This window comes from Mesorhizobium sp. B2-4-7, assembly GCF_006442685.1.
GTDB lineage: Bacteria > Pseudomonadota > Alphaproteobacteria > Rhizobiales > Rhizobiaceae > Mesorhizobium.
This window is the reverse complement of record NZ_VFVH01000001.1, coordinates 1,233,127-1,248,794: the sequence shown is the minus strand read 5'-3', so window position 1 is coordinate 1,248,794 and position 15,668 is coordinate 1,233,127. Positions and strand designations below refer to the sequence as shown.

Sequence of the window (15,668 nt, the reverse complement as noted above, 5' to 3'; positions counted from 1 at the left end):
CATGTATCGTAGCCTGTCCAACATCGTGAGTGGCCGGAACACACGGCAGGGCCAATGGGTTCTGCCATTGTTGGTTGCCTTGCTCATTTCGCTGTGGCTGTCGGTTCAGACGACGCAGTTCGCAACGGCCGAAAACCTTTTCAACCTGGTTGCGCAGGCGATGCCGCTGGTCATCGCGGCGGCCGGACAACTCGTCGTCGTGCTCGTCGGCGGGCTCGATCTATCGGTCGGCTCGGTCATCAGTTTCACGACGGCGGTGCTGGCGCTCGACCAGCCGGCGATCGTGCTGATCCCGGCGGTCTTCGTGCTGGCCGCATTCATCGGGCTGATCAACGGCCTGGCGATCACCCGTTTCAACGTCCATCCAATCATCGCCACGCTATCGACGCAGTACATTGTCCTTGGCATCACGCGCATCTTGCGTCCCGTCTCCGGCGGCACCGTTCCGGAGATCGTCATTGCTGCCGTCTCAGGCAGTTTCCTCGGTATTCCTTATCCGGTCTTTTGGGGAATCGTCGTGATGCTGTTGGCCTGGAAGCTGCTCTACGGATCGCGATACGGCCTGCATCTGTTTGCGATCGGCGGCGGCATCGCGTCGGGGGCCGAAAGCGCTGCCCGCAATTTCGGCGTCTCCGATCGCCGCAACATCATCCTCGCCTATGTGGTCTGCTCCTGTTTCGCGGCCGTTGCCGGTGTCTTCCTGGCCGGGCGCATCGTGTCGGGTGATCCAAATGTCGGGTTGCTTTTCGAACTCGACACGGTCACCGCCGTGGCACTTGGAGGCACCCAGCTTTCAGGCGGAATCGGCAGCTTGCACGGCACGGTGATCGGCGCGCTTGTGATGGCACTGCTGGCCAATGGCATGAACCTCGCCAACGTCTCGCCCTTTGTCCAGACGGCGATCAAGGGCGGCATTCTCTTGGCCGTGGTCGGGCTGCAATCCCGCAAGAAGATGGGGCTCTGAGCGATGACTGCCGTTCTCGCAAACCCGATCGCCCGGCGTCTGCTTCGCATACCGCCGTCCTACTTTGTCTTCCTCGTGCTTCTGGCCACGCTGTGGGTCGCACGGCCGAACATGCTCAACCTCAACATCATGGGCATCTTCATCAGGCAGATCGTTCCGCTCGGCATTCTCGTGCTGGGGCAGCTCGTCGTCATGCGCGTGAAATCGATCGACCTCTCCGGCGGCGGCATCATCCTGCTGATCAACTATTTCATCTCGTCGGGCAGTTTCCCGGGCGCGTCGCTGCCCTTCTTCGTCGTACTGGCGCTCGCCACGGGCCTCGTCATTGGCCTGTTCAACGGCTTCATGATCGGCATCCGGCGGGTGTCGGCCGTCATAGTCACGCTGGCCGTCAGCATCATCCTGGTCGGACTGGTGCAGTTCCTGTCGAGCGGCAATCCACCCGGCGATGTGCCGAAACTGTTCAACGACCTCTACAACACGAAGTTCCTGTCGGTTCCGACGCCGGTGCTGTTCTGGATCATGCTGACCGCCGCGGTGTGGCTGCTTCTGTCGCAGACAGTGTTTGGTCGTTACGTGGCCTCTGTCGGCGAGAATGCCGAAGCCGCCCATTTTTCCGGCGTGCCGGTCCAGCGCACGGTCATCCTGGCGCATACGCTCGCCGGCCTGATCGCGGCGATCGCGGCCCTGGTACAGACAGGTTCAATCGCCGTCGGCAGCGTGCGCGTCGGTCTCGACCTGCCGATCCTGGCAGTCGCGGCGACAATCCTTGGCGGCGTCGCCTTCGGTCGCGGCGACGGCGGCGTCTGGGGACCTTTCTTCGGCTCGCTGTGCTTCGCGCTTTTGTTCGTCGTGATGACGGTGCTCGGCATCGACGAACCCGGCAAGCTCATCGCCCAGGGCGTCATCATCCTCGGTGCGGCGATCTTCTACGGAGTGCGCGTGCGAACCTCCTGAATCGAAACAAGGCAAGCCGGCACCGGCGTTAGGGCTGGATCGATAGATCTGCACGTTCAGACAACTGCAAACAGATGGAGAAACATGGATGTCACCGCCAAAAAATATCATGTGCTACGGCGACTCGCTGACCTGGGGCTGGGTTCCGGTCAAGGAAGGGTCGCCGACCTACCGCTACCCCTATGATCAGCGCTGGACGGGTGTTATGGCGGCGGCGCTGGGAGCGGGCTACCACATCATCGAAGAAGGTTTGAGTGCGCGCACGACCTGTCTCGACGATCCCAACGATCCGCGCCTCAATGGCGCCAATTATCTGCCCTCGGCCATCGCCAGCCATCTGCCGCTGGATCTGGTCATCGTCATGCTGGGCACCAATGACACGAAGTCCTATTTTCGCCGGACACCCTACGAGATCGCCAACGGAATGGCGAAACTGGTCGGGCAGATCCTGACGAGCGCCGGCGGTATCGGCACGCCTTATCCGGCTCCGAAGGCGCTGGTCATCGCGCCGCCGCCGCTGACCCCGATGCCCGATCCCTGGTTCGAGGGTATGTTCGGCGGCGGCCACGAAAAGTCCAGGGAGCTGGCCAGGCAGTACAAGGCGATGGCGGATTTCATGAAGATCGACTTTCTGAATGCCGGCGATTTCGTCACCACGGACGGTATCGACGGCATCCATTTCACCGCTGGCAACAACGCCGATCTCGGCCGCGCGGTCGCCGACAAGGTCAAGTCTATTCTTGAGCCAAGCCGCGCCAGCACCGCCGCCTGAAGTCGCGACGCCCGCCGGCTTGCGCAACGGCCGGTTCGCAGGCGTGTCGCATTCTTCCTGTATGCCATTATGGACCCAACGATGAGCCCGGTCCGTAATTCTGCCCAACACGTTCCGTGGCACTTGACCCACTTGCTTTTATGAAGACGAGCTATCCACTCAAGCCGTTCAACAGGCGCACATTCGAGGTTTGCCTGGGCCGATAGTAAGCTTGGGCTCCTCGTCCTTCACACCGCCTGCACCGCCGCCGCCAATCCTCGTATGATCTTCGCCAGCTCCCTGCACTCATTGTGCAAGGTGCTGTTGCGCCGCCAGGCAAAGCAGATCGTGCGCTGCGGCATGGGTTCCTGGAACGGCACGATCTTGAGATCGGGGATAGTGCCGGCAGGTCCCGTGGCCATTTCCGGGATCAGCGTCACGCCGAGCCCGTGCGCCACCATCTGCAAGAGCGTGGTCAGGCTGGTGGCGCCGTAGCTTGCCATCGCCACCGGCCGCACATTGCCGCAGACAGCCAGTGCCTGTTCGCGCAGGCAATGGCCCTCCTCCAGCAGCATCAGCCTTTCCAGCGCCGGGCTTTCAGGCGGCACCGGCGGCGAGGCGAAAGCCGGATCGCCTGACGGCACGGCCAGGAAAAACCGGTCGGGGAACAAAGCCTCGGTCACCAGGCCGGGATGGTCGAGCGGAAGCGCGGCGATGAAGGCATCGAGCTTTTGCGACGCGATGTCCTCGACGAGCGAGGCGGTCACCGCCTCGCGCAGTTCGAGCAGCAAGTCCGGGAAATGCATTTTCAGCTCGGGCAGCGCACGCGGCAAAAGATAGGGCGCGACGGTCGGGATGATGCCCAGCCGGAAGCGCCCTCCCATGGCAGGGCGGCCACGCCGGGCGATGGTCTCGACCTCGCGTATGTCGGAAAGGATGCGTTCGATGCGCGGCAAAAGGGCTGCCGCCTCGTCGGTCATGCGCACCGATTTGCCGCCGCGTTCGAACAGCCGGCAGTTCAGCCGCTGCTCCATTTCCGCGATCTGCGAGGACAGCGCCGGCTGGCTCACGCCTGCAAGTTTCGCCGCACGCCCGAAATGCAGCGTCTGCGCAAGTGCGTCGAAATAATGCATCTGGCGGACGGTTAGGCCTATCATAAGAAAATCCTATTGAAAGGAACAGGAAAGGCAATTTGTTTTTATCGGCAGGCTGGCCTAGTCTGGAATCATTCCAGGATGGCGGCGCTGGCTGCCCGGAACCCTCGGCAAAAAATTGGAGTGCAAGATGGACGCGAAAACCGACGACAACAGCGCGGGCAACTGCCCTGTCGCGCATGGACCCGGTGCCAGGACCAACCGTGACTGGTGGCCCAACCAACTGGACCTCAGCGTTCTCCACCAGCAGTCGAACCTCTCCGACCCGATGGGCGAGGACTTCGACTATGCCAAGGAATTCGCGAGCCTCGATCTCGACGCGGTGATCAAGGACCTGCACCATGTCATGACGGATTCGCAGGATTGGTGGCCGGCCGACTTCGGCCATTACGGGCCGCTGTTCATCCGCATGGCCTGGCACAGCGCCGGCACCTACCGCATCGGTGACGGCCGCGGCGGCGCCGGCGCCGGCCAGCAGCGTTTCGCACCGCTCAACAGCTGGCCTGACAACGCCAATCTCGACAAGGCGCGCCGCCTGCTGTGGCCGGTCAAGCAGAAATATGGCCGCAAGATTTCCTGGGCCGACCTGCTGATCCTCACCGGCAATGTCGCCCTGGAATCGATGGGCTTCAAGACCTTCGGCTTCGCCGGCGGCCGCGCCGACGTCTGGGAACCCGAGCAGGACGTCGATTGGGGATCGGAAACCAAATGGCTCGACGACGAGCGCTACTCCGGCGACCGCGAGCTTCGCGGCCATCTCGGGGCCGTGCAGATGGGCCTGATCTACGTCAATCCGGAAGGCCCGAACGGCAAGCCCGATCCGCTGGCCTCGGCACGCGACATCAGGGAAACCTTCGGCCGCATGGCGATGAATGACGAGGAGACGGTGGCGCTGATCGCCGGCGGCCACACCTTCGGCAAAACCCACGGCGCCGGCGATGCCTCGCTGGTTGGCGCCGAGCCGGAAGGCGCCGGCATCGAGGCGCAGGGCCTCGGCTGGTCGAGCAAGCACGCGTCGGGCATTGCCGGCGATGCCATCACTTCGGGGCTCGAGGTCACCTGGACCACGACGCCGACCAAATGGAGCAACAACTTCTTCGACAACCTGTTCAACTACGAATGGGAATTGACGAAAAGCCCGGCCGGCGCCCATCAGTGGACGCCTAAGGGCGGCGCCGGTGCCGGCACGGTGCCGGACGCGCATGATCCCTCCAAGCGCCGCGCGCCGGCCATGCTGACCACCGACCTCGCGCTGCGGGTCGACCCGGCTTACGAGAAGATCTCGCGGCGGTTCCACCAGAATCCGGATCAGTTCGCCGACGCCTTCGCCCGCGCCTGGTTCAAGCTCACCCATCGCGATATGGGCCCGGTCGTTCGCTACCTTGGCCCGCTCGTGCCGAAGGAAGAGCTGATCTGGCAGGATCCCATCCCGGCCGTCGATCATGAACTGGTCAGCGAACAGGATATCGCATCGCTGAAGGCCAAGATCCTGGCCTCGGGCCTGTCTGTTTCCGAACTGGTCTCGACCGTCTGGGCTTCGGCCTCGACGTTCAGGGGTTCCGACAAGCGCGGCGGCGCCAATGGCGCCCGCATTCGGCTAGCGCCGCAGAAGGACTGGGACGTCAATCAGCCTGCTGAATTGGCCAAGGTGCTTGCCACGCTCGAAGCCATCCAGAAGACCTTCAACGCCGCACAGACCGGCGGGAAAAAGATCTCGCTGGCCGATCTGATCGTGCTCGGCGGCGTCGCCGCGATCGAGAAGGCGGCGAAGGATGGTGGAAACGAGGTGAAGGTGCCGTTCACGCCGGGCCGCATGGATGCCTCGCAGGAACAGACCGACGTCGCCTCCTTTGCCGCGCTTGAGCCGAAAGTCGACGGCTTCCGCAACTATGTCCGGGGGCCGCAGCCGATGTCGATCGAGGCGATGCTGGTCGACCGGGCACAGTTGCTGACGCTGACCGCGCCGGAGATGACGGTGCTGGTCGGCGGCCTGCGGGTGCTCGGCGCCAATACCGGCAAGTCCAGGCACGGCGTTTTCACCGACAGGCCGGGCACGCTGACGAACGACTTCTTCGTCAACCTGCTCAGCATGAACACGGTCTGGGATCCGGCCGCCGGTTCGGATGAGATCTACGAAGCGCGCGACCGCAAGACCAAGGCGGTCAGGTGGACCGGTACCCGCGCCGACCTGATCTTCGGCTCGCATGCTCAACTGCGTGCGCTGTCTGAGGTGTACGGCTCCGCGGATGCCGGGCAGAAATTCGCCAGGGATTTCGTCGCGGCGTGGACCAAGGTGATGAACGCCGACCGGTTCGATATCACCGCCTGATTCAGGCGGAATTTTTCCATCCCATAAAAAAGGCGCGAGGCTCGGCCCCGCGCCTTTTCTTGTCCAGGCTTTAGAAATCAGTCCTTTTCGAAGACGCGCGCCTTGGCGACGACGCCGGCAATGGCGCCGCCGATCAGCGGCGCGACGATGAACAGCCAGAGCTGGCTGATCGCGGCGCCGCCCGAGAACAGCGCCGGGCCAATGGAACGGGCCGGATTGACCGATGTGCCGGTCACCGGGATCATGGCGAAGTGAATACCCGCCAGCGTCAGGCCAATGACCAGTCCGGCGAAGGCCGTCGCATGCCTTTCCGCGGTAACGCCGAGGATCACGGTGACGAAGGTGAAGGTGCCGATCAACTCCCACAGGAACGCGGAAGAGACGCCCCATTTCGTCTCGTCCCAGCCATTGGCGCCGAAGCCGCCAGTGTGTCCCCCGGCCTGGCCGGAGACGATGATCCACAGCGCCAGCGATGCCAGGATGGCGCCGATGATCTGCGCGATCCAGTAGGGGATGACGTCCTTGGCCGGCAACCGGCCGGCAAGGAACACGCCGAGTGTTACAGCCGGGTTGAGATGCGCGCCCGAAATGGGGCCGATCGCGTAGGCGGCCGCGATAAGGCCGATGCCGAAGGCCAGCCCGATGCCTTCCTGCCCGAGCGGCAGCGCGCCGCCGAAGCCACCCGTCACCACCGACGCGGTACCGATGAACACCAACAGAAATGTGCCTAGAACTTCCGCCAGATAAGTCTTCATTGCCATCTCCTCGTGACGATCCGCCGGTCCACGCTTTCCGCGCCGCGAATCATGGCGGCAAGAGTATTCCCAACCGAAAAACTTGGAAAGCTGAGCTGTCGCATCCCTACCGTGCTTGCAGCCGCCAGTTAAGAACATTAGAGAGCTTGCATCTATTGACGATCTGCTGTTGACCGCACCGGAAGATTTACTGCTCGAGCGGTTTTCGCCGATCCCAACAGGCGGCCTGCCGTCGCGAGAGGGGGCGGGGTTCAATCTCACCGTGAAAGGCTCTAAGAGCAGACCGAGATGATGCGCTCGATTTGGTGGACTGAAGAATGCGACTAGGCGGACGGCTGGCTGCGGCCATCGAAGTGCTGGAAGACATTGGCCGGCGTCACCGGCCGGTGGCCGATGCGCTGAAGGACTGGGGCCTGTCGCACCGTTTCGCCGGCGGCGGCGATCGTGCGGCGATCGGCAACATCGTCTACGATGCGCTACGCCGCAAGCGCTCGGCAGGCTGGCTGCTGGGCGAGGACACGCCGCGCGCCATCGGCTTCGGCGCCCTGCTGCTCGAATGGGGCCAGACCGCGCGCTCGCTCAACGAAGCGCTCGACGGCGACAGGTTCGCGCCGCCGTTGCTGACGGCTACCGAACTCCAGGCAACCGACGAGCGGCGGCTTGCCGACGCCTCGCCCGCGGTGCGCGCCGACATACCGGATTGGTGCGAGCCGCTTTTGCAACGCGCGTTCGGTGAGGCCTGGGTCGAGGAGGGCGCGGCGCTCGCCACCCGCCCGCCGCTCGACATCCGCGTCAACACTTTGCAGGCCGATCGGGCCAAAGTGCTGGCGGAACTTGCCGAAACCGGCGCCAAGCCAGCCCAAATCGCACCCCAAGGCATTCGCATACCGCCGATCGACGGCGACGGCCGGCATCCCAACGTGCAGGCCGAGCCGGCTTTCCAGAAGGGCTGGTTCGAAGTCCAGGACGAGGGATCGCAAATCGCCGCCGCTCTTGCCGGCGCCGAGCCTGGAATGCAGGTGCTCGATTTCTGCGCCGGCGCCGGCGGCAAGACGCTGGCGCTGTCGGCGGCGATGGGCAATACGGGTCAGGTCTTCGCCCATGATGCCGAGAAGGCGCGGCTGGCGCCGATCTTCGACCGCATCCGCCGCTCGGAAAACCGCAACGTGCAGATCGTCACCAAGCCGGCGGAATTGTCGCCGCTCACTGGCCACATGGACCTCGTCCTGGTCGACGCGCCTTGCACCGGCAGCGGCACCTGGCGGCGGCGCCCGGACGCCAAATGGCGGCTGACGCAAAGGCAGCTCGACGCCCGCAAGGGCGAGCAGATGGCGATCCTCGATGCCGCAAGCAGCTTCGTCAAGCCGGGTGGCCTGCTGGTCTACGTCACCTGTTCGGTGTTCGACGAGGAGAATGGCGACCAGGTCGCAGCGTTTTGCCAGCGCAATGGCGGTTTTGCCCCGGTCGACCATCGCCGGCTCTGGGACAGCCGTTTTCCCGGCCATGAAACGGCGATGCGGCTCGGCGCGCTGGGCGGTATCTGCCTGTCGCCGGCGCTGAGCGGCACCGACGGTTTCTACATCTGCGCGCTGCGTAGGGCTTCCTGAATGGAGCGGAAGCGAAACTTGCGCTTCCGCTCTCGAGATCAAATTGCTGCAGTGCAGCATTGGATGATTGCTTGCCGCTCACGCCTCTGCAATAAGCTTTTCCGGCAAAGGTGAAAGCAGCGACGGCCATGGCAGCAAAGATCGTACCCGCTCCGGATTATGAGGACCGCGTCAGGGCGTCCTTCGCGCGCCAGCAGGCGATGGCGACCATCGGCGCCGAATTGACGCTGGTGACGCCCGGCATCATCGAAATCGAAATGCCCTATTCGGCCGCACTCACCCAGCAGCATGGTTTCCTGCATGCCGGCGTCATCTCGACCGCGCTGGACTCGGCTTGCGGCTATGCGGCCTTCTCGCTGATGCCGGAGAATTCCGGCGTGCTGACCATCGAGTTCAAGGTCAATCTGCTGGCGCCGGGCAGGGGCGAGCGCTTCCTGTTCCGCGGCTCGGTGACCAAGCCTGGCCGCACCATCATCGTCGCCGACGGCCAGGCCTATGCCTTCGCCGCCGACGGCGAAGCCAAGTTGATCGCCACCATGACCGGCACCATGATGACGATGGTGGGCCGCGACGGGATTGCTGGGTGAGTCGCAGGTTCGCCGCAGGCGAATTCATCGTGCCAGTGGCACGATGAAAGGCCACGAACGCCGGGAGCTGCCTCAGGCAGCGGGTCCCGGCGAGCAGGCGGTGAAGACTGCAGGACAGGGAGGAGTAAATCATCATGACCGACAAAGTGTCGCGCCTGTCCGGCAAGAACGTCCTCTTCGTCATGGCGGTGCAGGCCGAATACGGGCCGCATCTACAGCGGCTGTTTACCCCGCTGATGACCGGTGTCGGCCCGATCGAGGCAGCCGTCCGGCTTGGCGCCGAATTGTCCTGGCTGAAGTCGCAAGATGCGCTGCCGGACCTCGTCGTGTCGCTCGGCTCCGCCGGCAGCCGGACCTTGGAGCAGACGGAGATCTATCAGGCGGTCTCGGTCAGCTATCGCGACATCGACGCCTCGCCGCTCGGCTTCGAGAAAGGCGCGACGCCATTTCTCGATTTGCCGGTTACGGTGCCGCTGCCGTTGCGCATCCCGGGCACAAAGGAGGCGACGCTGTCGACGGGCGGCGCAATCATCACCGGCGCGGCCTTTGACGCCATCGCGGCCGACATGGTCGACATGGAGACCTTCGCCTGCCTGCGCGCCTGCCAACTGTTCGAGGTGCCCCTGATTGGGCTGCGCGGCATTTCCGACGGCGCGGCTGATCTCAGGCATGTCGGCGACTGGACCGAATATCTGCACGTCATCGACGAAAAGCTGGCGGATGCCGTCATGCGCCTCGAACAGGCGATCGGCTCGGGCTTGCTTCGGACGGCATCTCCCGGTGACGTGACGGGACCGGTCTGAAAGTCAGGTTCGCAACCCATTGCGTCGACTCGTTTCTTTCTCTAAACGCTCGCCATGAAAACAGCCAATCAACCCGACACCGTCCTGATTGTCGATTTCGGCAGCCAGTTCACCCAGCTCATTGCCCGCCGCATCCGCGAGGCCGGCGTGTTTTCCGAGATCGTGCCGTTCCAGTCGGCCGAGGCGGCATTCAAGCGCATCAATCCAAAAGCCGTGATCCTATCCGGCGGTCCGGCCTCGACCACGGATATCGGCAGTCCGCGGGCGCCGCAGATCGTCTTCGAGGCCGGCGTGCCGGTGCTCGGCATCTGCTATGGCCAGATGGCCATGTGCGTGCAGATGGGCGGCGTTGCCGAAAGCTCCAATCATCGCGAATTCGGCCGCGCCTTCGTCGAGATCGAGAAGGAAAGTCCGCTGTTCGAGGGCCTCTGGGCAATCGGCCAGCGTCACCAGGTGTGGATGAGCCATGGCGACCGCGTCATCTCCTTGCCCAAGGGGTTCGAGGTGTTCGGCAAGTCGGAAGGCTCGCCCTTCGCCATCTTCGGCAATGTCGAGCGCAAGATGTATGGCATCATGTTCCATCCGGAAGTGGTGCATACGCCCGACGGCGCCCGGCTGCTCAGGAATTTCGTCCACAACATCGCCGGCATCGAGGGCGACTGGACGATGCGCGCCTACCGCGAGCACGCGGTCGAGGCGATCCGCAAGCAGGTCGGCAAGGGCAAGGTCATCTGCGCGCTCTCGGGCGGGGTCGACTCCTCGGTCGCCGCGCTGCTCATCCACGAGGCCGTCGGTGACCAACTCACTTGCATCCTCGTCGACCATGGCCTGATGCGTAAAGACGAGGCCGCCGGCGTCGTTTCGATGTTCCGTGAACATTACAATTTGCCGCTCATTCTGGTGAACGCGTCGGATCGCTTCATCGGTGCGCTCGAAGGCGAGGCGGATCCCGAGAAGAAACGCAAGACCATTGGCCGGCTCTTCATCGAGGTGTTCGAGGAAGAGGCCAAGAAACTCGGTGGCGCCGATTTCCTGGCGCAAGGCACGCTCTATCCCGACGTCATCGAAAGCGTCTCCTTCACCGGTGGCCCGTCGGTGACGATCAAGTCGCACCACAATGTCGGCGGCCTGCCCGAGCGCATGAACATGAAGCTGGTCGAGCCGCTGCGCGAACTGTTCAAGGACGAGGTCCGCGCACTTGGCAAGGAACTCGGCCTGCCCGAGAGTTTCATCGGCCGCCACCCGTTCCCGGGCCCGGGTCTCGCCATACGCTGCCCCGGCGGCATCACGCGCGAGAAGCTGGAGATCCTGCGCGAAGCCGACGCCATCTATCTCGACGAGATCCGCAAGGCCGGCCTCTATGACGCCATCTGGCAGGCCTTCGCCGTGCTCTTGCCGGTGCAGACGGTCGGCGTCATGGGCGACGGCCGCACCTACGAATTCGTCTGCGCGCTGCGCGCCGTCACCTCGGTCGACGGCATGACGGCAGATTTCTATCACTACGACATGGCCTTCCTGGGCGCCGCCGCCACCCGCATCATCAACGAGGTCCGCGGCATCAACCGCGTGGTCTATGATGTGACGTCGAAGCCGCCGGGAACAATTGAGTGGGAGTGATTCAGGCCCACTCAAACGCCGCCGAAAACACGCCAATCCGCGACGTAACTGTCTGATAACAAATATAAATCCTATCTGGGACAATCAGCCACAATCGGTGCGCAGAGAAGATCGCCAACCCCGGCTGATGACGCGAACGACGTCTTTGCGCCGTATATCAGTCCAACAGACTTGCACTGCAAACTTCTGAAAGGGGACATTTGTCCCTGATCGCAGCATAGCAGCATATGACCCTGGCAGTTGCATTGGCCCCTCGAACGCAAGGTCGGCTTTCTAGCCTAGGTCATCCCGAACGCGGCAGATCCGCTATCGATCGGGTATTCTCGCGCCTCCTGTCTGGCGTGGATATCGGCTCCGCCGGGGCCGAAAGCGTGCCGCGCCAAGCACGCGCACTCAGGCCTCTAGTGGTCAAAACGCTTCATCCATCCGAACGAGTCGGTAGTGGGGCGATATTCGGCGCCGAATGCGCCATCATAGCCGGCGTCCGCGATTGCGCGCAGGAGCCAGCCATAGTCCACCTCGCCGTGATCGGGCTCGCTACGATCCGGTACGGCGGCGAATTGGATATGGCCGATCTTGTCGGAAAATTGCCTTACCGAGTTAAGCAAATCGCCTTGAATGATCTGCATGTGATAGCAGTCGAACATTACCTTTACCGCACCGTCTGTCGCATCGATCACACGCAGTGCGGTGGAAAGGTCGGAGAGGAGATAGCCCGGCGCATCGCGCGGGTTCAGAGGCTCGATCAATATGCCGATGTGGTGCCGTGCCGCCGCCTTCGAAGCGTACCGCAAATTGCCGGTGAACGTCGCGAAGGCTTCGTCACCGATTGCCTTTCCTGCCATCACATGGATGTTGCGACAGCCTGTTACGGCTGCCCATTCAATCGCCTGGTCGATCGCCGCGCGCGCTTCCGTTTCACGGCCCGGCAGCGCGGAGAGGCCGAAATCGCCCGCCCCGACATCCCCCCGGGCCGTGTTGATGCCAAGCAGCGGAAGACCGGTTTCGGCGAGCAGCGCCGCGACCACCGATGCGTCGGTATCGTACGGCCAATGCATCTCGACCGCCGCGAAACCGCGCCGCTTGGCCGCGCGGATCGCATCCGGAAGCGCTAGGTCACGAAAGAGAAATCCCAGATTGGCCGAAAGTTGCATCAGTCGTCCCACTCCACGTCAAAGTGTTCCACCAACTCGCGAATTTGCGGAGCCGCGAGGATCTTGGGCCGCAAGCCCTGGGTGAGAAGCGTGAGCTTGGCCGTTTCCTCAAGTTCCTCCATCGCGTAGGCGGCGGCTTCGAGATCCTTGCCGGCGACGACGGGTCCGTGGTGGGCCAGCAATACGGCCGACCGTTTCCCGGCGAGTCCGCGCACGGCGTCTCCCATCGCCGGGTCGCCGGGCCGGATGTAGGGCAGCAGTTTCACCTTTCCCAGCCGCATGATCGAATAGGCCGTCAGCGGCTTGAAGACGCTGTCGGGATCGATGTCGGGCAGAAGCGAAACCGCGACGGAATGGGTCGAATGAAGATGGACGACCGCTCCGGTGCGCGCGCCGCGTGTCTCGTAGAACGCCTGATGCAGCGGCATCTCCTTCGTCGGCTTGTCGCCGTCCAGGAACCGTCCCTCGGCGTCGAAGAGCGACAGGCGGGCGGGGTCGAGCGCGCCAAAGGACGATCCTGTCGGCGTGACGAGCAGCCGACCGTCGCCGAGGCGGGCGGAGATGTTCCCCGAGCTTCCCGCAGTGAGGCCGCGCGCGAACATGGACGCAGCGATGCTGCACATCTGATCCCTGAGTCTTGTTTCATCGCTCATCGTAGAACGCCTCCCGTAAGGACGTCGGCTGCCTTTTCGAAGAACCCGGCCGAACCGAAATTGCCCGATTTAAGGGCGAGCACCATATCCGGGTCACGGGCCTTCAACGCCGGAACACCGGGGTCGATCTCGGGTCCGATCTCGAATGACGAAATGTTGAGCGCCGATACGACGGCCCCCGATGTCTCGCCGCCCGCCGTAACCAGCCGGCGTACGCCACGCGCCGAAAGCTGACGCGCCAGTTCGCCGAAAAAACCTTCAACCGCCGTCGCGACGCGCTCCTTCCCGTAGCGGTTCTGTGCGGCGGCGACGGCTTCGGGCTCGGCCGACGAGAACACCAGTGGCAAGCCGTGGTGCTGGCGGTCGATCGCCCACTCGGCATATTCAACAGGATTGGCCGTGCCGTCCACGACCGCATCCACCTCCACAACGCGCGTCGGATGGCTTTTCCGGTGCTCGGCAATCTGGCGCCGGCTCATGGTCGAGCACGAACCGCAAAGCGCGGCCGCCGGCCCCTGTATTCCCATCCAATGCGTGGCCGCCGTGCCGATCAACCCGGCCCGACGAAAGTTGGCCGGAAGTCCAAGGGCGATTCCCGAACCGCCGCTGAGCAGGATATCCGCTTCGGCAGCCTCGCCAATGGCGACAAGATCCTTGTCCAGAATGGCATCGACCACGACGTAGCGAGAGCCGCTGGCAGATGCCGCCTTCAGAGCATCCCTGATCGGGCCGCTTCCTTCCGCCACGACGCTGTAGGGGACATGACCGATCGCGCGCCTGGTCTGTCGTGCGAGCCAACGTCTCAGATCGGGATCCGTCATCGGCGTAAGCGGATGCTTCTCCATGCCGGATTCGCTCAACAGCCGATCGTTGACGAAAAGATGCCCCTGGTAGATCGACCGGCCGGTTGCGGGAAACGCCGGACAGACGATCGCGCGTGCCGCTCCCAACGCGTCGCCAAGAGCGTCCAGCACGGGACCGATATTGCCTTCGGGCGTCGAGTCGAATGTCGAGCAGTACTTGAACAGATATTGGCGGCAGCCTTGGCGTCGAAGCCACTCCAACGCCGCGAGCGACTGCTTCACCGCCTCCGAGGCGGATATCGTTCTGGTCTTCAGGGCAACGACGCCCGCGTCGACCGAGCGGTCGGAGGCGGTGTTGGGAACGCCGTTGTACTGGACCGTGCGCATGCCCCCCTTGGCAAGCGTGTTGGCCAGGTCGGAAGACCCGGTGAAATCATCGCCTATGCAGCCCAGAAGCATCGGAATTTCCCAGTTTCAACTTTCACGGAACTTTGGCGACCATGCCCTAACGGTTAAGGGATGGTCTTCGGGGCGTCGTCCGCCAGGTAAACCGCGATCAGTTCGTCGACCGTGCTTTCGGCCACAAAGCCCAGACTGGTGGCCAGCCTGGGCGTGAAGGATTTCGGCCACCCGGCAATAATGGCCTCGATCGCCTCGTCCGGCGTGCGGTCTATCAACGCCTCGGCTTCGGCCCCTGCCACGCGGCGGAGCGCGGCAATCTGGTCGGAGACCGTGGCCGCGACACCCGGCATGTTCAGCGTGCGCCGGGCGCCCAGCGCGGATGTATCGAGCATCGCGGCATGGATGAGGAAGGCTACCGCCGAGCGCGGGCTCGCCAGCCAATGCTTGACGGTCTCCTTCACCGGCAGCACGGAGCGCTGCCCGGCGAGTGGCTCGCGCAGGATGCCGGAGAAGAAGCCCGAGGCTGCCGCGTTGGGAGTGCCGGGCCGAATGACGATCGTCGGCAGGCGTATCCCGACGCCGTCGAGGAAGCCGCGGCGCGAGTAGTCGGCCAGCAACAGCTCGGATATCGCCTTCTGGGTGCCGTAGCTGGTCAGCGGGGCAAGGATGTAGTCGTCGGGAATAGGGTCGGGCAGAGGCGCGCCATAGACAGCAACCGAGGAGGTGAACACCAGCCTGGGGATATATTTCCGCCGGGTTCCTTCCAGCCGGATCGCCTCGAAAAGAGCGCGCGTGCCGTCCATATTGATGCGATAGCCCTTCTCGAAATCGCGTTCCGCTTCGCCGGACACGATGGCCGCGAGATGGAAGATCACATCCGCGCGGCGCGCGGCCAGATCCTGCGCTGCGCCGGGAGCGGAAATATCGGCGGCAATGGCTTCGACAAAACCTATGTCACCGGTTGGCACCGGCGGCTTCGTCACGTCCGCCAGCGTCATCCGGTCGATCTTTCGATCTCCAAGCGATGCTGTCCGCGAAAGCTCGGCCGCGAGTTTGCGGCCGATCATTCCACCAGCGCCAATGATGAGTATATGCATGGATGCTCCGTTCTCTTCCGGGACTGGTTTGTGAT

General features: G+C 63.6%; 14 protein-coding genes. 8 read left to right on the top strand and 6 right to left on the bottom strand.

What is annotated here, in order from left to right:
* Nucleotide 1: 1 nt before the first annotated feature.
* The 3 genes from FJ946_RS06150 (at nt 2) to FJ946_RS06140 (ending at nt 2,693) form a co-directional block, all read left to right on the top strand.
* Entirely contained in the window at nt 2-964 is a 963-nt protein-coding gene (locus FJ946_RS06150; RefSeq protein WP_140498343.1) for an ABC transporter permease, read from the top strand.
* Between the two features lie 3 nt (nt 965-967).
* Entirely contained in the window at nt 968-1,921 is a 954-nt protein-coding gene (locus FJ946_RS06145) for an ABC transporter permease (protein ID WP_140498342.1), read from the top strand.
* 88 nt (nt 1,922-2,009) lie between these two features.
* Nucleotides 2,010-2,693 carry an SGNH/GDSL hydrolase family protein gene (locus FJ946_RS06140; RefSeq protein WP_140498341.1) on the top strand — a complete coding sequence of 228 codons (684 nt, stop codon included), beginning with the start codon at nt 2,010-2,012 and terminating at the stop codon, nt 2,691-2,693.
* A gap of 227 nt (nt 2,694-2,920) precedes the next feature.
* Here the strand turns inward: FJ946_RS06140 and FJ946_RS06135 are convergent, their stop codons facing one another.
* Nucleotides 2,921-3,829: a hydrogen peroxide-inducible genes activator gene (locus FJ946_RS06135; protein WP_140498340.1), complete on the bottom strand. Its 909-nt coding sequence runs from the start codon at nt 3,827-3,829 to the stop codon at nt 2,921-2,923.
* Between the two features lie 127 nt (nt 3,830-3,956).
* Between FJ946_RS06135 and katG the strand changes: the two genes are divergently transcribed.
* Entirely contained in the window at nt 3,957-6,155 is a 2,199-nt protein-coding gene (gene katG, locus FJ946_RS06130; protein ID WP_140566498.1) for a catalase/peroxidase HPI, read from the top strand.
* A gap of 77 nt (nt 6,156-6,232) precedes the next feature.
* On the opposite strand, the gene FJ946_RS06125 is transcribed toward katG, so the two are convergent.
* Nucleotides 6,233-6,910, bottom strand: coding sequence for an MIP family channel protein (locus FJ946_RS06125; RefSeq protein ID WP_140498338.1), 678 nt, complete (start codon nt 6,908-6,910; stop codon nt 6,233-6,235).
* A 317-nt stretch (nt 6,911-7,227) separates the two neighbouring features.
* Between FJ946_RS06125 and FJ946_RS06120 the strand changes: the two genes are divergently transcribed.
* The 4 genes from FJ946_RS06120 to guaA all read left to right on the top strand — a co-directional run bounded on the left by FJ946_RS06120 (nt 7,228) and on the right by guaA (nt 11,524).
* Nucleotides 7,228-8,517 (top strand): RsmB/NOP family class I SAM-dependent RNA methyltransferase, encoded by a 1,290-nt coding sequence (locus FJ946_RS06120; RefSeq protein WP_140566501.1) that lies wholly within the window; start codon nt 7,228-7,230, stop codon nt 8,515-8,517.
* Nucleotides 8,518-8,645: 128 nt separating this feature from the next.
* Nucleotides 8,646-9,104 carry a PaaI family thioesterase gene (locus tag FJ946_RS06115; protein WP_027146613.1) on the top strand — a complete coding sequence of 153 codons (459 nt, stop codon included), beginning with the start codon at nt 8,646-8,648 and terminating at the stop codon, nt 9,102-9,104.
* Between the two features lie 134 nt (nt 9,105-9,238).
* Nucleotides 9,239-9,907: a 5'-methylthioadenosine/S-adenosylhomocysteine nucleosidase gene (locus FJ946_RS06110; protein ID WP_140566504.1), complete on the top strand. Its 669-nt coding sequence runs from the start codon at nt 9,239-9,241 to the stop codon at nt 9,905-9,907.
* 54 nt (nt 9,908-9,961) lie between these two features.
* Complete coding sequence (guaA, locus tag FJ946_RS06105; RefSeq protein WP_140498335.1) at nt 9,962-11,524, top strand: glutamine-hydrolyzing GMP synthase; 1,563 nt, start codon at nt 9,962-9,964, stop codon at nt 11,522-11,524.
* Nucleotides 11,525-11,925: 401 nt separating this feature from the next.
* Here guaA and FJ946_RS06100 read toward each other — a convergent pair whose 3' ends face one another.
* Genes FJ946_RS06100 through denD form a run of 4 tightly spaced genes read right to left on the bottom strand, consistent with a single transcriptional unit; the run spans nt 11,926 to nt 15,633 of the window.
* Complete coding sequence (locus tag FJ946_RS06100; protein WP_140566507.1) at nt 11,926-12,678, bottom strand: TIM barrel protein; 753 nt, start codon at nt 12,676-12,678, stop codon at nt 11,926-11,928.
* Nucleotides 12,678-13,331 (bottom strand): 3-oxo-tetronate 4-phosphate decarboxylase, encoded by a 654-nt coding sequence (gene otnC, locus FJ946_RS06095; protein ID WP_140566510.1) that lies wholly within the window; start codon nt 13,329-13,331, stop codon nt 12,678-12,680. The genes FJ946_RS06100 and otnC overlap by 1 nt, the downstream gene beginning before the upstream one ends.
* On the bottom strand, nt 13,328-14,593 hold the full coding sequence (gene otnK / locus FJ946_RS06090; RefSeq protein ID WP_140566513.1) for a 3-oxo-tetronate kinase: 1,266 nt from the start codon (nt 14,591-14,593) through the stop codon (nt 13,328-13,330). The genes otnC and otnK overlap by 4 nt, the downstream gene beginning before the upstream one ends.
* A 53-nt stretch (nt 14,594-14,646) precedes the next feature.
* On the bottom strand, nt 14,647-15,633 hold the full coding sequence (denD, locus tag FJ946_RS06085) for a D-erythronate dehydrogenase (protein ID WP_140560426.1): 987 nt from the start codon (nt 15,631-15,633) through the stop codon (nt 14,647-14,649).
* Between the last annotated feature and the right edge of the window lie 35 nt (nt 15,634-15,668).